The organism is Streptomyces aurantiacus (assembly GCF_001418335.1).
GTDB classification, from domain to species: Bacteria; Actinomycetota; Actinomycetes; order Streptomycetales; family Streptomycetaceae; genus Streptomyces; species Streptomyces aurantiacus.
This window is the reverse complement of the sequence record NZ_LIPP01000159.1, coordinates 66,861-86,935: the sequence shown is the minus strand read 5'-3', so window position 1 is coordinate 86,935 and position 20,075 is coordinate 66,861. Positions and strand designations below refer to the sequence as shown.

General features: G+C 66.5%; 19 protein-coding genes. 4 read left to right on the top strand and 15 right to left on the bottom strand.

What is annotated here, in order from left to right:
* Positions 1-474 precede the first annotated feature (474 nt).
* Entirely contained in the window at positions 475-756 is a 282-nt protein-coding gene (locus tag AOK01_RS43665; protein ID WP_157871433.1) for a hypothetical protein, read from the top strand.
* Here the strand turns inward: AOK01_RS43665 and AOK01_RS22005 are convergent.
* From AOK01_RS22005 to AOK01_RS21985, 5 genes are all read right to left on the bottom strand, one after another.
* Entirely contained in the window at positions 726-2,210 is a 1,485-nt protein-coding gene (locus AOK01_RS22005; protein ID WP_079103646.1) for an amidase, read from the bottom strand. The genes AOK01_RS43665 and AOK01_RS22005 overlap by 31 nt on opposite strands.
* Before the next feature lie 4 nt (positions 2,211-2,214).
* Positions 2,215-3,105 (bottom strand): HesA/MoeB/ThiF family protein, encoded by an 891-nt coding sequence (locus AOK01_RS22000; RefSeq protein ID WP_055514312.1) that lies wholly within the window; start codon positions 3,103-3,105, stop codon positions 2,215-2,217.
* Entirely contained in the window at positions 3,106-4,047 is a 942-nt protein-coding gene (locus tag AOK01_RS21995) for a hypothetical protein (RefSeq protein ID WP_055514310.1), read from the bottom strand.
* Positions 4,044-5,258, bottom strand: coding sequence for an acyl-CoA dehydrogenase family protein (locus AOK01_RS21990; protein WP_055514308.1), 1,215 nt, complete (start codon positions 5,256-5,258; stop codon positions 4,044-4,046). The genes AOK01_RS21995 and AOK01_RS21990 overlap by 4 nt, the downstream gene beginning before the upstream one ends.
* 99 nt (positions 5,259-5,357) lie before the next feature.
* Positions 5,358-5,750: an SCP2 sterol-binding domain-containing protein gene (locus AOK01_RS21985; protein ID WP_079103645.1), complete on the bottom strand. Its 393-nt coding sequence runs from the start codon at positions 5,748-5,750 to the stop codon at positions 5,358-5,360.
* Positions 5,751-6,310: 560 nt separating this feature from the next.
* Between AOK01_RS21985 and AOK01_RS21980 the strand changes: the two genes are divergently transcribed.
* Both AOK01_RS21980 and AOK01_RS21975 read left to right on the top strand, forming a co-directional pair.
* Complete coding sequence (locus AOK01_RS21980; protein ID WP_055514304.1) at positions 6,311-6,703, top strand: BlaI/MecI/CopY family transcriptional regulator; 393 nt, start codon at positions 6,311-6,313, stop codon at positions 6,701-6,703.
* 176 nt (positions 6,704-6,879) lie between these two features.
* Positions 6,880-8,460 (top strand): MFS transporter, encoded by a 1,581-nt coding sequence (locus AOK01_RS21975; RefSeq protein ID WP_157871431.1) that lies wholly within the window; start codon positions 6,880-6,882, stop codon positions 8,458-8,460.
* Between the two features lie 36 nt (positions 8,461-8,496).
* Here AOK01_RS21975 and AOK01_RS43660 read toward each other — a convergent pair whose 3' ends face one another.
* From AOK01_RS43660 to AOK01_RS21960, 4 genes are all read right to left on the bottom strand, one after another.
* Positions 8,497-9,141: a helix-turn-helix domain-containing protein gene (locus AOK01_RS43660; protein ID WP_157871429.1), complete on the bottom strand. Its 645-nt coding sequence runs from the start codon at positions 9,139-9,141 to the stop codon at positions 8,497-8,499.
* Positions 9,142-9,518: 377 nt separating this feature from the next.
* The gene (locus AOK01_RS41490; RefSeq protein ID WP_079103642.1) at positions 9,519-10,040 is read right to left on the bottom strand and encodes an NUDIX domain-containing protein; all 522 of its coding nucleotides are present in this window, start codon (positions 10,038-10,040) and stop codon (positions 9,519-9,521) included.
* Positions 10,041-10,175: 135 nt separating this feature from the next.
* On the bottom strand, positions 10,176-11,027 hold the full coding sequence (locus AOK01_RS43655; protein WP_157871427.1) for a hypothetical protein: 852 nt from the start codon (positions 11,025-11,027) through the stop codon (positions 10,176-10,178).
* A gap of 116 nt (positions 11,028-11,143) precedes the next feature.
* The gene (locus AOK01_RS21960; protein ID WP_055514340.1) at positions 11,144-12,082 is read right to left on the bottom strand and encodes a hypothetical protein; all 939 of its coding nucleotides are present in this window, start codon (positions 12,080-12,082) and stop codon (positions 11,144-11,146) included.
* 778 nt (positions 12,083-12,860) lie between these two features.
* Here AOK01_RS21960 and AOK01_RS21955 point away from each other — a divergent pair.
* On the top strand, positions 12,861-14,108 hold the full coding sequence (locus AOK01_RS21955; protein WP_245702355.1) for an acyl-CoA dehydrogenase family protein: 1,248 nt from the start codon (positions 12,861-12,863) through the stop codon (positions 14,106-14,108).
* Positions 14,109-14,138: 30 nt separating this feature from the next.
* On the opposite strand, the gene AOK01_RS21950 is transcribed toward AOK01_RS21955, so the two are convergent.
* From AOK01_RS21950 to AOK01_RS21925, 6 genes are all read right to left on the bottom strand, one after another.
* Positions 14,139-14,711: a hypothetical protein gene (locus AOK01_RS21950; protein ID WP_055514296.1), complete on the bottom strand. Its 573-nt coding sequence runs from the start codon at positions 14,709-14,711 to the stop codon at positions 14,139-14,141.
* 17 nt (positions 14,712-14,728) lie between these two features.
* Positions 14,729-15,358: a GTP-binding protein gene (locus AOK01_RS21945; protein WP_107099878.1), complete on the bottom strand. Its 630-nt coding sequence runs from the start codon at positions 15,356-15,358 to the stop codon at positions 14,729-14,731.
* Positions 15,318-15,623, bottom strand: coding sequence for a DUF742 domain-containing protein (locus AOK01_RS21940; protein WP_157871425.1), 306 nt, complete (start codon positions 15,621-15,623; stop codon positions 15,318-15,320). Before AOK01_RS21940 ends, AOK01_RS21945 begins: the two co-directional genes overlap by 41 nt.
* Before the next feature lie 67 nt (positions 15,624-15,690).
* A complete protein-coding gene (locus AOK01_RS21935; RefSeq protein ID WP_055514290.1) occupies positions 15,691-16,110 on the bottom strand; it encodes a roadblock/LC7 domain-containing protein in 420 nt (139 codons plus the stop codon).
* Between the two features lie 32 nt (positions 16,111-16,142).
* Positions 16,143-17,900 (bottom strand): ATP-binding protein, encoded by a 1,758-nt coding sequence (locus AOK01_RS43650; RefSeq protein WP_157871423.1) that lies wholly within the window; start codon positions 17,898-17,900, stop codon positions 16,143-16,145.
* Between the two features lie 518 nt (positions 17,901-18,418).
* Complete coding sequence (locus AOK01_RS21925; protein ID WP_157871421.1) at positions 18,419-19,921, bottom strand: hypothetical protein; 1,503 nt, start codon at positions 19,919-19,921, stop codon at positions 18,419-18,421.
* Positions 19,922-20,075: the final 154 nt, after the last annotated feature.

Genomic DNA, 20,075 nt, shown 5'->3' with positions numbered 1-20,075 from the left:
ACCGGAGATCTGCCCTCCTCATCGTTCGAACCGACCCGGTTCCCGACGTCCGACGATGACGCACCCGGCGGCGCCCGCTCCGAACCGGACCCGGGCTGACCCTACGGGAGCGTCAGATTCGTCAAGTCGGCATGCGCGGGCCGCAGCTGGTCACCTTCGGTGCAACCGAGCCGCACCAGATGCGCTCTCCATACTGGTGCCCGATCAGCACGGAGGAGGTCGTGCACCTGGTCGGCGGTATGGTTGCCGAAGACCGAGGCGAGCGATACGTGCCGCCCCAGTCAGAACCGGAGCCAGAGCCACGGTTCGAAGCGATCGCGCTGTGGCGCCTGGCTCGGCCTCGCCCGTTCCGCGAGGAATGCCTTTCCGGCGGCAGGCCTTGATGGCGGCGCTGGGCGAACCAGGTTTTTCAACAGCACGGTGGGCGGTCCTGCTGCTGGGCACCACTTTGGCGACTGGCACCGGGGCAGCCTCGTGGCGCTCGACGCTCTGCCGAGCGCACAGCACGAGAGGGTGAAAGCGGAAGACGTGGCCGCCTATGTAGGGGAGTACGCCGCCGGGCTCGGCATAAGTACGTGGGAACGCGAGGCGCTCGGGACGCTGTACTCCCTCGGTAACTCTATTCAGCCTTCTGGCGACGGCTACATCAGCAATGGCTTCATTGACGGCCAGCACCGCGTTCAGGCGATGCTGGACGCCGGAGTACGCCGGACTGTGGTTCTTCGCTACTTTTGGCCGGACAGCCCACCCGGTTGAGGACCTTGATGCTGGTGCCTCGGTCGGAAGCAATCCTGCAACGCATAGCGGCGTCCAGAATCATGCAGCTGAGCTGCGAGGGACACCAGCAGGGCCTCGTCGGCATATCGCGTGCCCAGGAGCACGCCGATCGGCAGCCCTCCGGCGTTACGGCTGAGCGGGACGGTGATCGAGGGCATGCCGGTGAGGTTGTAGAGCGCGGTGTAGGGCATGAACTCGGTCATCCGGGCGAACTCGTCGGCCGGATTGACGTCGTTGCGCAACTCCCCGATCCACACCGGCGGTTCGGCCAGTACCGGAGAAAGGATGACGTCGTACGTGGTGAAGAGGAGGTCGGTGAGCATCTGGCCGAGCCCGCGGAAGGTGGCGAGGGCCGCGTGGTACTCCCGCGCGGACACTCCGGCGGCGATTTCCCTGAGCCAGACCGTGAGGGGCATGAGTTGGTCCGCGTGCTCCGGCTCCACCTCGTACGACGCGGCCTCCACCGACCAGACCCGGGTGAACGCCTCCAGGACACGCCTGTCGGGGGGCATCTCCAGCTCCTGCAACTCGTGGCCCAGCGCGGCGAGGGTAGCGGCGGCGTGTTCCAGGGCATCCGCGCAGTCGGGGTGCAATACCGCGCCGGGCACCATGGGCTCCCGCAGCACCGCGACGCGCAGCGGCGGGGGGTCGCGGTGTGCGTGTTCTGTCAGGGTGGTGCCTCCGGGGTGTCCGGGGGCGGTGTAGACGTCGCCGGGCATCGGTCCCGCCATCACGTCGACCAGTGCCGCCGCGTCGGCCACCGTACGGGCCAGTGCTCCGTGCACCGACAACCCCGTGACGTCGGGGCGCCAGGGTCCGTTGCTGATCCGGCCCCTGCTCGGTTTCAGTCCGACCAGGCCGCAGGCGGAGGCGGGGATGCGTACGGAGCCGCCGGCGTCGGTGCCGTGCGCGAGCGGTGCGAGGCCCGCCGCGACGGCCGCCGCTGCACCGCCGCTGGAACCGCCGGGCGACCGGCCGGCGTTCAGCGGATGGCGGGTCGGCGGCCCGAGCCGGTTCTCGGTGTAGCAGGGCAGACCGAACTCGGCGGTGTTGGTCTTGCCCAGCATGACCGTGCCGGCCTCCCGCAGCCGGACGGCCACATGGTCGTCGGCGTCACTGACGTGGTCTGCGAAGACTGCCGAACCCCAGGTGCACCGCACCCCCTCGACCTGGACGAGGTCCTTGACCGGCACGGGCACGCCGTGCAGCAGCCCCAGACGGACACCGTCCCGACGAGCCGCCACCGCCTCCCGCTCGGCACGCTGTGCCTGGGACCGGGCCAGTTCCCCCGTAACGGTGAGGTAGGCGCCCAGGTTCTTGTCGCCAGTCTCGATGCGGGCGAGGTAGTGGTCGGCGAGCTCGACCGGGGACAGGTCGCCCTTGGCGATGGCGGACGCCTGTTCGAGTGCCGTCATCTTATGGAGATCGGGCATCGTGTCAGCTTCCTTTCCCGCTGCGGGCCAGTTTGAGCAGGGCGGGCGTCAGGGCGGCGAGCGCGGCGGCGCGGCGCAGCCGGGTGGCTATCCGGTGCCGTATCGATCGGACCTGCTGGTGCACGTCGATGTACACCTGGGGGCGCACGGTGGCCCCGGAGAGCAGCTTCACCACCATGTGGGAGGTGAGGGCGCCGAACATCATGGCGACGTAGGTGACCTGCGGGAAGCTGTAGTCGGGCCGCCCCAGGTTCGTCCTCACCTCGACGAGCATCTCCACGGGCACGTACCGCAGCGGCACGGCCCGCAGCAGCAGCTGCCAGGAGGTCAGCCGTCCCAGATCAGCCTCGCAGATCGCGCCGTCGAAGGGCTTCCTGATGTACCGGTAGTCGTAGCAGCGCACGTACTGGGCGCCCGCGATGTCCCACCCGGTGACCAGCGGCACCCGCCGCTGTAAGGCGATGCGATGAAGCAGGTGCTTGGCCCGCCATCCGTCCATGGTCGTCACGTCCACGCCGTCCACGATGACGTCACAGCCCTCGACCAGCGCCTCCGCCGTCTTCTCGGTGACCCCTTTTGGGAAGACCCTGACGTCGGCGTGCGGGTTGATGGCCGCCACTCGCTCGCCGGCGACCTCGGCCTTGTTGCGGTCGACGTCACGAGCCGCCGCAATCTGCCGGTTGAGGTTGTTCACCTCGTACGTCCCCGGGTCGGCCAGCACGAAGGAGCGCACCCCCAACCGCGCGAGAGGCTCGACGGCAGCACCGCCGATGGACCCGCAGCCGGCGACGAGCACAGTCGCGCCACGCAGCCTGGCCTGCTCTCCCGCGCTGACCACCCCCTTGTTCCGGGTGGTCAGTTCCCCGTAGAAGGCATTCTCCTGCGCACTGCTCATTTATGACGCCTCCTTCATGCGGCACGCCCGCGACCTGCGAGCCGTCATGGCGGCGACCATGTCCGGGAGCGTCATTGCGGCAGGGCCGTCGCCGAGGTAGTCCCCGATGAGGTCCATGTAGTCGCCGAGGTCGGCGTGGACGCGTGCCACGAACGGGACCGCGGTGACGGGCTGGCGGTAGATGGGGGCCATGAGGTCTGTCTCGGGCAGCCGGGGTGTGGTGCCGCGGTCGATCTGCAGATCGAAGCCGGTGAGCCGGAAGTGCCGTATCGCCACGTTCTCCTTGGCATCGCCCAGCAGCACGCGCATGCGGTCCCCGGCCTGACAGATGGCCCGGCCGAGGCCCAGCAGCAGATGCCAGGACACACGCTCGGTGCCGGGGCCGGGCGGCAGGTTGAGGTCGCGTACGAACCGCTTGATCTCAAAGGCCTGGTGCGTGCCTGTGCCGTCGGCCGCGAACCGGCCCAGCAGGTCAATGCCGTGTGCCGCCTCGGTGGAGAACCGGCCGCGGTCCGGATGGCCGAGCGGCATGGAGAGCGGGTCCTGGGAGCAGCCGAGGCCGATGTAGCCGCGGATGCGGCCGGTACGGGTGCAGAGGCTGACGGTGTGGACGTTCTGCACCCCCTGTGGGTGCTGGGCCGTCTCACGGAAAACCGCCTGCTCGTATACGAGTTGGGGAGACACCCAGCCCAGCCGCAGATACTGCACGAGCCTGAACCCCATGATCCCGTTGAGGTAGCGCGGCGGGAGCTGGTCGTCCTCGACCGTGAGAGTGATCAGCTCGTCCCTCGGGTCGTACCCGCAGTAGAGCGGATCGCCGACGACATGGTCAGGCAGGGAACGGAAGTCCAGGGTGGAGTGGAGCCGGACGATATCCGAGATGTACCTCTCCTGCTCACGTGTCGGTGACTGCTTCGCCGTAGCCTGCGACTGGTCCGTCATATCGGCTCTCCGGCGGCGTAGAGGCTCTCGGTGACGGCGAGGGCCAGCACCTCGGGTGTGCCCTCGTAGATCCGCGCGCCATAGGCGTCGCGCAGCCGCTTTTCCATGCCGAAGGACTTCACATAGCCGCGGGCACCCGTGAGGGACATGGCCATGTCGGCGACATCGATGGCGACCCGGTCGGCGAAGAGCTTGGCCGCCGCCGGTTCGTACTGAGGGGCGGGTAGTTCGTTGTCGACCTTGTGCGCCGCCTTCAGGTACAGCAGGCGGGCCGCGTCGACCTTCGCGGACATCTCAGCGAGCTTGGCCGCGGTGAACTGGTGCTCACGCAGCGGGAGTCCGCCCTGGACGCGGGTGCCGCACCACTGAAGGGCCTGTTCGAGGGCGCCCCGGGCCACGCCGACGGAGATCCCGGCGACGGAGGCGCGGGCCATGTTGCTCTGTGCCATGTTGATGGCCATGCCGTCGCCCTCATTACCGATCATGTTCTCGGCGGGGATGCGGACGTCATGGAACTCCAGTTCACTGCCGAGGCAGAGCCGGTAGCCCATCTTGTCGGCCACCGGTCCCCGGACCACGCCGGGCAGGTCGAGCGGCACCATGAACGAGGTGAGGCCGGTGGCGCCGGGCGCGCCTTCCATCGCGGCGAACACCGAGGCGAACGCGGCGACCTGAGCGTTGGTGATGAACCTCTTCGTGCCGTTCAGGATGTAATGGTCGTCGTCACGGCGGGCGGTCATCACCTCGCGGGCGTGGACCGCGTTGGCCGGGATGATCAGGTCGCAGCCCGCCTCCTCCTCGGTGACCGCGTTGCATGCGAGGACCGGGGCGTCTCCTGAGAACAGGGGCAGGAACCGGGCCTGGAGCCGCGGGTCGCCGGAGAGCAGCACCGGGGTCTGGCCGAGCATGGCGGCACCGAAGATGAGAGCGGTGCCGGCACAGACGGATGCCACTTCCTCCAGAGCGACCGAGCAGCCGAGCATGCCCAGGCCGAGGCCGCCGTACTCCTTGGGCACGGCGACGCGGGTCAGGCCAAGGGCATGACCTTGGGAGACCATGTCCCAGTCGAAGTCGTCGGCGGGCGCCCCGTCGAGGTCCGTCACCCGGGGCGCGACGACGTCGCGGGCGAACTCCCGCACCTGAAGGCGGAGTTTCTCCACCTCACCGGGAAGTACGTCAAGATTGAGGTCAAATTCGTCGTGGTTCGGCATGTTCTTCTTCGAACTCCGTAGTTCCGGTCCGATTGCATTGGGGAAGTATCGAAGTGCTACGTCACATGGGCCGTCGGGGTGCCCGGTGGCGTCGCACGCCTAGACGGGCAGCCCTTCCTCCGCCGCCAGTTCCGGATAGTGGTCGAAGGCGGGCCGCAGAATGGGAACGAGTTCCAGTACTCGGGCGACCTTGCCGCTGATCCGGACTTTCCCAGTGGCTACGGCGGTCGGCATCATGAGCTTGCCGAGCCAGAGCTGGTGTGCGGTGTCGGACGACATCTTGATCCTGACCGTCGCCTCTTCGGGCGCGTCGTCCCCGACCGTCAGCGCGTCCGCCGACACATGCAGGACGCAGTCCGGATGGGTCTGCGTCAGCCGGATGGAGAGGTCACTCGCGCGCAGCTGTGAAGTGAACTGCGCGTTCTGCAGCAGGATTTCGAAGAGAGTGCCGAACACCCGCTCTGCCACTTCGGTCGACTCAAATACAGGCATGAATTCCCCTCCCGATAACAGCACTTAAGCGTGGATCGCCGAATCGGCGTACCCCGCATCATAGGAATCACCTGCGGAACGAACGAGCGATTCGACGGAGTAAGGCAAGGGAGGAGAAGGAGTACTGAAAGAGAACGAGCACCCCATATTGCATGCGTGGGATGCTCGGCAAAGCGGCGCGCCGATGAGCCGGGGGCCTTCCCCGCGTCTCCACACCGTGCAGAGGCGGGGCACCGCTTGGTCCGGCAGTTGTGCGCATGGGGAGATCGGCAGCGCATGCGCGCCACGCTGACTGCGTCCCGCCATTTCACAGGCTTCGGGACCCGGTGGGTCCGAGCAACGCCTCGCAGAGGTGCGAGTGTTGCCGTCCCCGTCAGGGCCTGTCGCTTACACAGGCCGACGGGTGGTCCGGCGCCGCGCCGTGATCCTGCGGCGCCATCAGTAAGCTGTTCTCAGCTCGTCGCCGGCATTCGTTGTCCAACCCCCTGCAGAACCGGAACATCACCCCGTGCCGTCGTGAGCACGGGGCGTTCAGGCGGCGGGCATCGTAGATTGAAGGAGTGACAGCCCACCCTTCCCGCCCTACCCGAGAATGTCTCGTCTTCGGCCCGCTGGAGAACGAGGTTATGCGGGTCCTGTGGCCGGCTCCCGGGCCGATGACTGTCCGGGAGGTCCTCGGTGTACTCAACGCCGGGCGCGAGGCCCCGCTGGCGTACACCACCGTTATGACGGTGCTGAGCCGTCTCGCCGAGAAGGGCGCGGCCAACCGCACGAAGGCGGGCCGCAGTTACGCGTACAGGCCCTGCGTTACGGATGAGGCGGCGATGGCTGTCCGCGAGGTCATCCGCGACTTCGGAGTGAACGCGGTCGGCCACTTCCTCGACGAGATCCGTAGCGCCCCTGACCTCCGCGAACGCTTCGAGACACTGCTCCACGAAGGCCCTGGCCGCTGAGCTCAGACGCCGGGCAAGCCTGCGTCTTTCATGAACACTTCCCGATCGCCACTCATTCTCGCGCCCCGATCTACTATCGGCCCGTAGTAGATCCATGGGGGCGCGCGGCACGCGATGCGGCATGCCCCTCTGACAGGAGGTGCGAAGTGAACGGCGCATTATCTGGGGACGCACCCGTGCGTGGCCGCGGACTGGTCATGACCGTCCTCGGCTGCTGTTTCCTGATGGTGATGATGGACAACACCATCCTGAACGTCGCTCTGCAGACGATCCAGGAGGATGTCGGCGCGACCAACGCGGAACTCCAATGGGCCCTGGACTCCTACATCCTGTTCTATGCGGCCCTGATGTTCTCCTCCGGCATCCTCGCCGACGCCTTCGGCCGTCGCCGCGTCCTGGTGATCGGGTTGATCGTCTTCGGCGTAGCGTCCACGTTCGCCGGCTTCGCCGATACTCCCGAGGAACTCATCATCTGGCGCGGTGTCATGGGTGTGGCCGGTTCGGTCGTGCCGCCTGCCACGCTCGCGGTGATCAACGACATTTTCGCCCCGGAGGAACGGGGCAAGGCGATCGGCATCTGGTCGGCGCTGGGCGGCGTGTCCATCGCCCTCGGCCCGATCGCCGGCGGCTTCCTGCTCGAACACTTCTGGTGGGGCTCGGTCTTCCTCATCAACGTCCCCATCGCCGCCGCCTGCGCCATCTTCCTCCTGGTAGTCGTCGCCGAGTCCCGCTCGGCAACGAGGGCGCGCATCGACGTCATAGGAGTCCTGCTGTCCATTGCGGGCATCGGTGCACTGGTCTACGGGGTGATCCGCGGCGGTGAGACCAACGACTGGACCAGCGGCGAGGTCCTGGGCGCGATCGTCGGTGGAGTGCTCCTGCTGACTGTGTTCGTCCTGTTCGAGAGTCGTACGACGGAGCCGGCGCTGGACGTGAAGTTGTTCCGCAACAGGTCCTTCGCCGCAGGCACCGCAAGCCTGGCACTCTCCTTCTTCGCACTGACCGGCGGCACCTTCCTGATGGTCTTCTACGTCCAGGCCATCCGTGGTCACACCCCCCTCGAACTGGGTCTCATCCTGCTCCCGGTGGCCGTGGGCGCCGTCGTCTCGGCCGTCCTCAGCAACCCGCTGACCAAGCGCTTCGGCCCCAAGGCCGTTGTCACCACAGGCCTGCTGATGCTCGCCCTGTCGTTCGCGGGCCAGGTCGGCATCGACGCCGGCACGGCATTGTGGTGGTACGAGGTCCTGCTGGGCATCTCCGGCTTCGGCCTCGGCCTGGTCATGGGCACGACCACGACGACCACGATGAACGTGGTGGCGCCGGAGCAGGCGGCCATCGGTGCGGGCGTCAACAACACGCTGCGGCAGATCGGTGCCGCGCTCGGCGTCGCTGTCCTCGGCTCCATCCTGTCTGTTTGGTACCGGGACGAAATGGACGGTGCCGTTGACGTACTCCCGGAGGGCGTACGGGAAACGGCCTCGGAATCTCTGGGGGGCACGATGGCCGCCACCCGCCAACTCCAGGAGACGGGCCCGCTGCCGGCCGGGGCCCGGGAGCAGCTTCCCGGACTGCTGGCCACGGCCCGGGAGGCGTATCTGTCGGCCATGCATGTGAGCTTCGGCGTGGCCACCGGGGCGCTCGCGCTGGCCGCGGTAGTGGCCATGGTGTGGCTGCCCGGCCGGATCAACAGGCCCGAGGGCGCCGACGCTGCCGAGCAGCCGGGCAGCGCCGACTCCCCGGCTCAGGCGGCGCGATAGCCGGGAGGAGCGAGGCAACGACGTGCTGGCATGCCCTCATTCCCTGGGGGCCTGCCCAGCTCCCCGTGGTTTGCGGCCGACCCGGTCGTCACCAACCGGGGCCGTCACCCGACCCTGCGTTCCAGCTGCTGGGACACCACCCGACGCCCCCGAGCTGCCGCTGTCCGGAATCTCGGCGGTGGGTATTTTCAGGAGAAACCCACGTCCCCGCACTGTCTCGATAACCAGCCCGACAGGCACGACCTTCCGACGCAGCCTCATGATGTGGAGGTCGAGGGCGTTGTGGCTGGCGGACAGATCGGCGGACAGGAGTAACTTCTCTAGTTCGGCACGGCTCGCCATTCCCGGGCAACGCTGCACAAGCCCGCGGAACACCACTCCCTCGGAGACCGTGAGCGGCAGGACAGCATCGCCGTAACGGAGCATCCCTTCCTCGTCCACGAAGGGACAGGTGCTCCTGGACGTGGCCTTGAGATGCAGCGACCGGACCCTAACCTTCAGCTCCCAGGCGTCTACAGGTTCTCTTACCCAATCCTCGTGCGCACCCGCCGGATCAGGAACTCCTGCACCCCTGGCCACAACGATGAGGCAGGGTAATGTCTGCAGGCGGAATATCTCCAGCTTTTCCGACTCGGCCGGCCAACGGACGATTTTCACACCCAATGTCGCGATGTCTTTCACGAGGTCCTTTTCTCTAGCGTTCTCTGTGCTCAGAGCATGATGATCCGTTACACAAGCCCCGTCATCGGAAGGCGTGAACGGTTGGGAAGTAGTCCCGGCCAGGTAATCCGGCTGCTGGGTGTGGCAGCGCCAGCACACGAATTGACGGAGTCGCTGCGGGTGTTCCCGAAGGCCTCGCAGCACAGGAACAGGTCTCCGGCGGTGCCGTGGATGAGTTGAGCGGGGCGCGAAGTCCGTCCCGTCCGTACTGACACGGACGGGACGGGGCGGACAGGTTGGGGATGGCGAGCAGTACGCGGTTTACTCGAAGCGTCTACGCCTTCGGGGAGACACGGCCCAGGGAACGAGGCACGGGAGAGTCCCGGCCCTAGCTGGACTCATGGGCGGTGAGGGCCGATGCCCTGGATCGGTACACCGAGGTACAGCTCCGCTATCGCTCCGGTTTCGGCGGCCAGAAGGCTTTGTTCGATTCGCCGCAGCGCGTGGTCGACGGCGAGTTCTCCCACGACCGTACGCCCGACCCAGCGAGCCTCACCGAAGCCGCTGTTTTCGGCGATGGCCGGTTCGCTGTCCTCGGGGAGCTGGACTTCGAACACCCAGTTGGTTCCCTCAGCGTGCTTGCCCGGCGACGCGGGGACATGGTCGACTGCGAGCCATCGGCCGGGGGTCACACGCAGGCCCAGCCGCTCGTCGAGGGTGCGGCTGAGAGCTCGTCGCGGTAGTTCGTCCGGTCCGGCTGACCCTCCCGGTAGCCCCCATTGAGAGACTGTGATCCTGTAGGGGCGGCTGACCATCAGCAGGTGATCGCCTCTCACGATCAGGGCGTGAACTCCCACCCGGCGGGGCGGCGGGTTTGTGAACCAGTCCTTCGTGGTGTCCTTCGTAGTGTCAGGTGACATGTTGGCTCCGTAAGTTGTTAGGCGGCCCGGGAGGGCCGGGTGTGGCTGATGTTGTCTTGCCTTCAGTGGCTTCGAAGGAGTGGCCGCCCGGCTCTCCGGGGCGCCCTGGGCCCCGGGCAGGCGCCGGCGCTGCGCTCATGGCTCACGTGGCGGCCGACGGACAGTTGTTGGTAAAGCTGGTGCCGCGGCCACAAGAGTGCTTGCCGCCACGAATTCACCACTGGCGATTTCCTTTCGCCCGGGGGCTGTTTCGCCGGGTAAGGGCACTGGGTGAGCGTTGTCCGTCTGCGGTGGGGCGGCAGGGTCTCGGAAGTGCTGGATGCTGTGGACTCTCGGCTTGCGACGTGGATCCAGGGCGTCCTCCCGGAGCACCGTCCACACCTGGGTGCCGACGACGATATTGAACATGCCGGGGCCTTCCGGCAGGAGCGTGTGGACGATCCGAGCCTGCTCTGCCAGAGCCTCGAACGTGCTGAGGAACCTGTCCGGAGGGCCGAGCCCTGAGCCGGGGTCGAGGCGAGCGAAGTAGTGGAATGCCACGTGGCTCACGCGAACGGGCAGATCGACGGCTGTACGCAACAAGTAGCGCCAGGCGTTGTGACTGCCCTCAGGTGGCGGGACAGGGTTGTCGGGAGCACAGAACCACGTGCTCTGGTTCGCGGGTGGCGGTGGGCTGGGGGCGGCAAAACAGTTGTACTGGCTGTGGTCCGCCAGGTAGAACGCGACGTGTCGAAGTGTGCGCTCCAGGACAAAGCAGTGGCACAGGCCGTCTTGGAGCACGAAGCGCTGGGCTGTGTCACGGCGCCAGCTGCCCGCTTCTGTCAGGTCAGCGAGCATCGGGCGAATTAGCAGTCCGGCGACCCAGTAGTCGATGGAGTGGACCGTGCTCAGATAGCCGATCAAGGGCCGAGTCACGATCAATTCAGGACTGTAGGCGTAACTGGGATTGATGGGCGGGTCGATTCCACGGCGGAGACCAATGATCATTTTTCGGACCTGAGGTTGAGGAGCCGGATGAAGGAGGGGTCTCCGGTTGGCCACAGGACGTGTGGCCAACCGGGTGCGGGGCGTCCGATGACGGCGCCGGGACCGTCGAGCAGGAGTCAGGCAGCGGACGTGGTGTGCTCGTGATAGAGCTCGATGATCTGGTCGAGGTTGTACGTCGCGAGCACCGTGTTGTGGTCGGACAGGCCCTTCATTTCGATGACCTCGACCTTGATCAGGGCGGGCAGGAGCATCCGGCTGGTGAATACAAAATCAACGCGATGAGCCGGGCCGTGGGTCCGCGACGCGTCGACGGTCGGGGCAACTGCGGCTAGGCCCCCGCCGTGGGGCAGGAGTGCGGCGCGTCGGGCGACGTCGTCCAACTCGGCGATCCGCAGGGTCCGATAAGGCTGGGAGTCCATGACCCGCTGGCCGGGGGCGATCTCGTAGCTGCGGTGAGCTCGGTGCGTCGCATCCTTGATCTGCGTGAGTTCGGGGATGGGGGCTTCGCCGGGGACAAGGTGGTCGGGGTCGACGTAACTGTTGCTGTCCTGGCCGATCGCGAGAACGGGCAGCTTTCGTTCGATGGTGCCGGTGCTCGTTTTGTATGTCTCGACGCGATCGGCGAACCGGGTGACGTCCTCCGCCTGGCCTGCCCGAAGCGAGGGGGAGTTGTACGACAGATGGGTGCAGCCCGCAACGAAGTCGACGTCCGCGGTGCCGCGCAGCCGCAGCGTCATCGCGACGGGATGCAGGAGCCAGCCCGGCCACTTGGTGTCCCACATGGTGATCTGCTCAAAGATCTCCGGGTCGTAGTACAGGGCTGTGGCGCCCAGCCCAGGGCCGAGCTCGCCGGCCAGTCTCAGAATGCGCTTGGACTCGTTGAAAAGGGTTGAGCCCGCTCCGCTACGAGCATGACCGGGGTTTTCCTGGCGGCACAGGATCGTGGGGCACAAGCTGGCCAGACGCTGGTGCATGGCCAGCCACTTTTCGCGGTCGCCGCCACCGTTGCGCTCGAAGTTGCAGCTGACGACCCTGATGAGATGACGCGCCTTCATGATCACCCCTTTGACGCTGACTATTTCTGGCAGAGCAGGGCCGAACGGTCACGACGGCATACACGGCGGACGGCGTGGTCAGAGCCATGGTCCGTCTGGCGCGCGCTGTGCTGAGAGCCGGCGGCCAGGGCACTGAGACATTCGGGTCGGCCGGGAAGAGGATCCGCAGTCCGGAATCTTCGACGATGAGGCCTTGGGGGTCGGGGCGGATTCGCGGCGGCTCATGTGTTGTCGGGCTTCCTGGCTGGGGTGGGAACGGGCGGTGGAGTGGCTGGTGAGGTGACTGCTGCCCTTTTGGTAGGGGAAGAAGTCTGTGCCGCTCTGTTGGGATCCGCTCCCGCGAGCGACGGGGGAGACACCTACGGGAGCGGACCGCCAAGGTGCCGCAGGACCAACCTCCATGCCAGGCGGGGTTGACCGGACGGTTCGCCCTGGGCGGCCATCACTCTGGCCGAAGTCCGTGATCGCTGCCACCGGTTGGCGGGATCGTTCAGTGGTCGTTGGAGCGAGGCTCTGACCGAGGGAGCCGAGCAAACTGCCCCTTTTCGGCTCCTCAGATGACTCGGCTGGTCTGGCTCGTAGGGCAAACGATGTCTGAACGATCCACCAGCGGTGATGCGGCGAAGGCGATAAATCGTCACGGTAAAGAGGCGGTCTCGTCTGTGCTGCCTCGTCTTCGGGGCCGGGTGGTGTGAGGCCGTGTTCGCCGGGGCTGTCCATCTGCCCGGTGGGCGAGGAAGCCGTGGTCGGTCCTGGGCGCCGTGCCTGTGCATGCGCCGTGGTGCGCGAGGTCGGCGGCTTTGGGGGCCTGTTGAGGGAGGGCTTGGTGTTCGGTTGCTTCACCACGGAGCGCCACGATGAGCTGCGGGCTCGTGTGCGGGCGTTCGGCGAGGCCGAGGTGGTGCCTCGCATACCTCAGTGGGAGCAGACACGAAGTGTCGATCACGAGCTGATCCGGCGGGCTGCTCACCTGGGGTGGATAGGCGTCACCGTCGATCCCGTGTACGGCGGGATGGGCGCGGGGCACCTCGCGAAGACGGTCCTCATCGAAGAACTGGCCCGGGTGAGCGGCGCGATGGGCGCCGCGGTCCAGGCGTCCCTTATCCCAGTAGCCATGATCATCAACTATGGCAGTGAGGAACAGAAGACGAGGTGGTTGCCCCCGATCGCGGCGGGCACGTGTCTTCCCACCATCGCCGTGACCGAGAAGGTCTCCGGTAGCCAGATCACCGGCATACGAGGCCGAGCCCGTCGCAAGCGGGGTGGATGGCTGCTGAGTGCGGAGAAAACACATGTGGGCAACAGCCACGTCGCCGACCTGCACTGCGTCGTCGTGCGTAGTGGCCCGGGGCGAGGCGGCTTGTCGGCGTTTTTGGTGGAGAGCCAGCGGCCAGGGGTTTTAGTGCGCCCGCAAGTGCCGGCGATGGGACTGAACGGCTTCTCCTTCGGCACCGTCGTACTGGACGAGGTGTGGGTGCCGGAAGACAACCTACTCGGGGCGGTGGGTGAAGGCGAGGACGCGGCCGACTCCTCCAGCGTCCTGTACGGGCGGGCCAATCTGGCCGCGGTCTCACTCGGCGTGCACCGGGCGACCGTGGAGGAAGCCATGCGCTTCGCGGAGAAGACGGAACGCTACGGCAGGCCCTTGAACCGGCTCAGTACGGTGGAGCAGCGACTGGGGCAGATGTTGGCCAACCTGGAGGCGGCCGGAGTCCTCGCCTACACGGCGGCTGACATGCTGGACCGTGGTCTGGCGTGCGACAGTCCGCTGATGGCGGCGAAGCTGATGAACTATGAACTCGCTGTGGAGTCGGCGCGGTTGGCCATGGAGGTCCATGCCGCGTGCGGTGTGTTCGCCGACCGGCCGCTGGAGCGGTTCTTCCGCGACGCCCACCTGATCTTTGCGCCGGCCGGGACCTCGGACGTGCAGCGGCTGCGGCTGGCCCGGCTCGCGCGGGGTGCGACGGCGCAAGGGCAGTGGTCCGAGCGATTTGCTGCCCCCGCGCCGTCAATGATGCCTGTGTGACTCATGGCCGTGCAGTGATGCCGGTGTGAGCTAGGACAGCGCGGAGATGCGCTGGTCGAGAAGGTACTGGGCCTGCGCTCCGCGTTGCTTGATGTAGTCGAGCATCCGACGTCCGTCCTTCATCGGGCGCCTCTCGCGGCCGACGACGCAGATCGTCATGAGAGGAATCTCCATCTCCTTGTCGATCAGGCGCACCCCCATGTAGACGCGGATTCCGACCAGGTCGACGACCTCGTTGCCGGCGAAGTCGGGCTTCATGCACACGTCGGGAAGAGTGAGGGGCTTCGTCCGGTCCATGGTCTCGGGGCAGTAGCCGTGCTCCAGAGGCATCACACGTCCCACAGCAGCGGCCAGAGCCTCGGCCTCGGCAACGGAACCCAGTTCCTCGGCGGAGGGAAGGTGCACGCCGGTGAAGAACTGCCGGTCCGAGATGGCGTTGACCATCGCCAGGGCCCCCGGGACGCCGGAGTCGCGGGCCAGAGCACTGCTGAAGCGGTCGAACTCCTCGTCGGGATGGTCGGCGAAGCCGAGCTGATGCAGTCGCGCCAGGCGATGGGAGGTTTGAGCGTGCAGGCTGCGCTGGGTGTGCGTGAGGTCAGACACGAGGACTCCGTACGGTGTCAGTCGGCCAGGGAGGTCGAGGGGCGAGTGTGACGTGCGCGGACGGCACGGGTATGGGCGTGCTTGACGAGGGTGATCAGCACATGGCGGCCCGAGCGTGAGTCGCGTGCATCGCACCCGACGACTGGAACGTCCGCATCGAGACGGAGCGCTTCGCGGACTCTTTCGATCGGGTAGCGGGCCGAGCCTTCGAACAGGTTGACCCCGACGATGAAGGGCAGCCCCAGTCTCAGGAAGTAATTGACGGGGTCGAAGGAGTCCTCCAGACGACGGGTGTCGGCCAGGACCACGGCGCCGATCGCGCCGTCGACGATGTCGTTCCACATGAACTGGTAGCGCGCCTGGCCCGGGGTGCCGAACAGATAGAGGTCAAGGTTTTGGCTACGAAGGCTGATACGGCCGAAATCGAAGGCCACCGTGGTGCTGGTCTTGGCCTCCACACCGTCGAGACGGTCCGTACCGATCCCCGCGGTGGTCAACTGCTCGTCGGTCGAGATCGGTTCGATCTCGCTCGTCCTCGCAACCAGTGTGGTCTTGCCAGCGCCGAACCCGCCCGCGATGACGACCTTCAGCTGGCTTATCGGCTGTTCAGAGGGTTTGAAGACCTGCAAGGACTCTCTCCAGAACATCAGGGTCTTTGGGATCTTCCTGGCGGGTGGCGACGGTCATCAGCAACTCCTCGGTGATCAGGTCGGCAACGAGGACCTTGACCGACTGCACCGGCAGCCGCAGACGCCCGGCGATCTCGGTGATCGTGAGGGCCTGGGTCTGGCACCACCCGAACGCGGCAGAGCGTTCCGCCGACCCCTGGGGCGGGTGCTGGGCGGTGCGGCGTGCCCTGACCAGCGTGGTGCGCGCCAATGCCAGACGCGGGCGGGTGCGCCCGCCGTTCACGGTGTACGGGCGTATCCGTGGCGGACCGCTGCCGGGTGCCCGGGCAGCGTGGTCGGAGGGCGACATCTCAGCCGGCCACGGCGGGCCGCGCCGGGGTGGCCAGGATCGGTGCGGCCCGCTTGGCCAGCATCCGCATCTCGTAGCCGACCTGGCCCACGTCCACCCCCTTGCGTCCGAGGACCGCCAGCACACTGTTGTCGCCGACCCGTGTGGCGAAGAGCAGTCCGACGGTCGTCTCCAACAGCACCTGGATCCCCTGGGCATCCCCGGCGTCAGGGAAGAACCTGCTCACGTTGCCGCACAGCGCGAACGCTCCGGTGGCCACCGCGCCCAGCCGGTCCGCATCGTCCTTGTCCACACCGTAGAAATGCTTGAGCATGCCGTCCGAGGACGCCACAACTGCGCCGCTCGCCAGGGGGACAGTGTCGACGAGGTTGGACAGCAGCCAGTCCAGGTCCATGTTTCCGCTGGGGGTATCGGTCGTCACGGTGATCGTCTCCTTGGATCAAAGGGTGGGGGTCAGCTGGCGGGGGCCGGTGGCTCCGGTCCTGCGCCGTCGTCGTCCGCAGCGGACTGCCATCCACTGGCGAACTTGGCCGCCAACTGCCAGTCCTGCTGCTCGGCCCGAGAGACACCCCGACGCGTGGCGGCTCCCGGCTGCGTCGGCTCCGGCAGTTTCTCGTTCGCCTCGGGAGCAGGGGCGTCGGGGCGTACGGGAAGCGCAGGCAGTGGCCCGGGCCCGCCTTGCACACCGCTGTCGACCAGGTACAGCGCGGCTGTCTCCGGGTGAACCGGCGGCACAGGGGCGGGAACGTGTCCGCCGGGCCGCCTGATGGGCGCGCGCTGCTGGACGACGGACCCCGGAGGTGCTGAGGCCCGGGTGGCGCGAGGTGCGGTGCCGTGGTGTGCAGGTGGTGCCGTCTGGGGCCGGGACTGGGGATCCCTGGGGGCTGACGTCCGGGCAGCCTGCTGTTCGGCCATCTCCTGTCGGCCGGCGTCCAGTAGCGCTTGGGGCACGATCACGACCGCCTGGGTACCGCCGTAGATGTTCGGCCGCAGGGTGACGGTGATGCCGTACCGGCGGGCGAGCGAGGCCACGACGAACAGGCCATTGCGGCCTTCTGCGATCAACTGCGCACTGATTTCGGTGTGCTCGGGGTCGGCGAGCAGGTCGTTCATCGTGGCGAAGGTTTCGGGCTCCATACTCAGGCCCTTGTCGTCGATCTCCACGAGGAGCCCGCGGGGGATCAGCGAGGCACGCATCTCCACCTGCGTGGCGGGACTGGAGAAGGCGGTGGCGTTCTCCAGCAGCTCCGCCAACAGGTGGGTGACGGAGGCCACGGCATACCCCGGAAGGCTCGCGTCGCACGCGGTGACCACCTTCGCCCGCGCATAGTTGTGGATCTCCTGGATCCCCATCCGCAGAACGGCCTTGACGAACGCCGGGTCCTCGCTGCGTGAAGACTTGACGCCGCCCATCACCGCCATGCTCTCCGCGGCGCGCCGGATGCGAGTGATGTCGTGATCCACACCGAACAGCGCCGCCAAATGGTCCGGGTCCTCGACATCCCGCTCGACCTCGTCCAACTTGTGCAGCGCCGCCCGGCCCAGACTCTTCAGGCGGTCGGAGAAGTTGACGAACACCTGCACCCGCTGACCCTCTGCCTGCGTCATTGCATCGCCCACTGCCGCCCGGTAGGCGTCCAGAGCACGCGCCAGCTGTACGAACGTGTGAGCACCCTTCGTCGGCGGCGCAGGTGAAGCGACGAGAGGGCGCTGCCCTCGCCGGAGCCGGGTCCCGGAATTGCGGACCTCTTGCTCTCCGGCCATCACCAGCTTGTGCAGGTACTCCAGCCACTCCGCAAGAATCTGGTTGTCGCCCTCAACCCTCCGGGCAGTGGACAGCGCCTGACGACACGCCAGCAAGAGCACGAGGACACCTGCCGCCACGGCACCTATGAGCACGGATGCGGCTGACCTCTCCCGAGGAGCAGCCGCCGCAACGGACAGGACGGCGGCCACCATCAGCAGCAACATGCCCGCAGCCGGAACAACCGCCAGCCCGATCAGCCGGATACTCAGCTCACGAGCAGCTTTGTCGGGAGCCTTGCGACGCCGACGATGCCGGACTCCCTCCCGAACCGTGATCGGCGTTTCCCGGGCGGGCGAAGCGAATTCAGACATCGATGTCCTCGAAACGACAGGGTAGGGCGAGATCTGGGATGTTGTGTCGACAGCCCATGACTGCTTGACGCCGAAGGACTTCCCACTCAGCACGAGGCCAGGGCAACGGCGTCAAGACACTGATCGTCGGGGTGAGGCCCACGACGTCAAAGGCCACCACAACGCCGAGGCCGAGCGAGCAGCTTCGCCGGCCAGTAACCAGGGTCCCGCAGGAAAATCTGCTTCCGGCGGCATCAGGAGGAACAACAGCTTGCTCGGTTCAACCGGTCGGCGCCACACCAAAAACAGTCGTTCGTGAGTCGTTCAGGATGTACGCGGGGTGCTGGACGAGTCGGAATCAGACTTTTATGAATGAATCGACGTCCGGAACGAGAACGAGGCGTGCCGAGCGACACGGAAACGATTTACCTCGAAAACTGGACTCCGCAACATCCGAGCATGGATCGACCGGCAGGAGCACAGACAGTTCCTGACAGCGGACCGGGACTGAGCGACGGAGGTTCACGATTTTCGACAGTCAAACATGATGAACGGAACCCTGAATTTCGCCGCGAAACCGAGAGATGTCATCGGGCCCAGACGCTTTACGCGGGCGCCGCCACGGCTGGTCCTCAGGAGGCAGGGCCGAGACCGCCGAGAAACTGCAGGGCCCTGTCGATCTCACCAGTGTGGATCAAGCGACTGCGCGTTCGCAGCAGGCCGGCTGTTCCGTATGAGCCCAGTTCACGGCAGCGCTTGACCAGCCCGGCCCACTCAGGACTGAGGCCGAGGTAGTCGGCGAGCGCGCGGATCCTTTCGTGGGGAGTGGCACCGCTGGCGACGCTCCGAACCTGGGCATGGTGGATTGCCTGTGCGAAGGCGTCGGTGGCACCCCTACCGCAGACGCTTTCGACGTTCCAGACCGCATCAGGATCCAGCCAATCGGCCACGATGACACGTTGATCCGATCCAAGGTGAAACTCGGGGAGCCGGGAGTAGTCCTCCTCAGCGCAGACCCAAACGTTCAGCCCGTACGACTCCATCAACGCGACGGCCAGCAGCAATAACAGCCGCTCATACGGTTCGCTACTGTGCACGGCCGACTCGGGCACGCACAGGGCGCAGCCAGGTGTTCCGTCCAGGCCGAAGGAGCGGTCCTGCATGAGCTGTTGAATGCCGTGGCGCTCACGGAACAGGAGCCAGGCCGCCGCCTGCTCACCGAACTGCGTTCGTGACCACATGACGGGACTTACCTCGCCGACGTTCAGATGCCGGTGGACGAATGCCGCACAGGTGCGAGAACCGAGCCACAGGGCTCCCACGTTGGAAAGGTCCGCATACGCAGTTCTGGCCGCAGAAGAGCGCCCCTGTTCCAGGTGGCTTTCGAGGCTTTGCTGCTCGACATGGAGGGCACGGTCGTCGGCGAGAAGGCTGTCGTCTACGTTCAGGCCGGCCCACAGCAAGGCGTATGTCACGTAGTCGAGTCGGTACGGAATGGGGATGGGTAGCCGCTGCACAGGCATCGCGAGTTGGCGGCGAGCGTGCGCAGCATCCAACGCGTACAGATCGCTGGCCCCTTGGGCGCCCAGGGATCCAAGGAGCAATGCCCTGCGCCTCGACTGGGTGAAGTACCTCAGGTGTTCAAGGTCCTCCGGCCCGATCACCACACAACTGGGTTGAAGTGCTGTCTCGTACATCTGGACCGCGACGGCAGTCCCGTCGAGGATCCTCAGACCGTCCAGGTGCCAGACGCCGCCGGCGCCCGGCACCGGGGCCGCAACGGACAGGAACGAGGTATCGAACTTGACGTCCAGGCTGTGCGCGGCGGCGAGCGAGGCATCATGAAGGCTCCTGGCGAGCACGAGCTCTCGCTCCGGTGCTGGACCGAGGAGTTCCTTGACGGTGTAGCCGAGCCAGAACTCGATCACGACAGCTGCTTCACCGCGCGGTTCCTGTGTGCCGGACAGCCACCGCTGAAACGTGGTCTTGGTGACAGTCCTCACCCTGGTCAGGCGTGGATTTTCATAATGTGTGGCCGCCCGAGCACCTGCATTGGCAAGCTGCGTCACGAATACTTCGTAGCGTAGCCAAGCTCGCTTTTCCAGCACGGCGTAGAGGAGCGTCGGGCGACGCATGACTCTCTTCTCCTTTGGGTGGTGGAAAGTTTGAGATGTGTCAGAGGGCATTTGGTGTCCGGAATCGGAATATAGCTGTGCGTGCGTTCAATGGCGCTGGCCGACCGCCCGCCGTTATGGAGTTCTGCCGTCGGAGTAGGGGTATGGCGCTCAG

What these genes read in the sequence shown, in the direction of transcription:
- AOK01_RS41490 (WP_079103642.1), bottom strand. Translation starts at nt 10,040, where the DNA reads ATGTCACCTGACACTACGAAGGACACCACGAAGGACTGGTTCACAAAC.
- AOK01_RS21945 (WP_107099878.1), bottom strand. Translation starts at nt 15,358, where the DNA reads ATGTTCTGGAGAGAGTCCTTGCAGGTCTTCAAACCCTCTGAACAGCCG.
- AOK01_RS22005 (WP_079103646.1), bottom strand. Translation starts at nt 2,210, where the DNA reads ATGCCCGATCTCCATAAGATGACGGCACTCGAACAGGCGTCCGCCATC.
- AOK01_RS21990 (WP_055514308.1), bottom strand. Translation starts at nt 5,258, where the DNA reads ATGCCGAACCACGACGAATTTGACCTCAATCTTGACGTACTTCCCGGT.
- AOK01_RS21985 (WP_079103645.1), bottom strand. Translation starts at nt 5,750, where the DNA reads ATGCCTGTATTTGAGTCGACCGAAGTGGCAGAGCGGGTGTTCGGCACT.
- AOK01_RS21960 (WP_055514340.1), bottom strand. Translation starts at nt 12,082, where the DNA reads ATGAAGGCGCGTCATCTCATCAGGGTCGTCAGCTGCAACTTCGAGCGC.
- AOK01_RS22000 (WP_055514312.1), bottom strand. Translation starts at nt 3,105, where the DNA reads ATGAGCAGTGCGCAGGAGAATGCCTTCTACGGGGAACTGACCACCCGG.
- AOK01_RS21995 (WP_055514310.1), bottom strand. Translation starts at nt 4,047, where the DNA reads ATGACGGACCAGTCGCAGGCTACGGCGAAGCAGTCACCGACACGTGAG.
- AOK01_RS21925 (WP_157871421.1), bottom strand. Translation starts at nt 19,921, where the DNA reads ATGCGTCGCCCGACGCTCCTCTACGCCGTGCTGGAAAAGCGAGCTTGG.
- AOK01_RS43655 (WP_157871427.1), bottom strand. Translation starts at nt 11,027, where the DNA reads ATGATCATTGGTCTCCGCCGTGGAATCGACCCGCCCATCAATCCCAGT.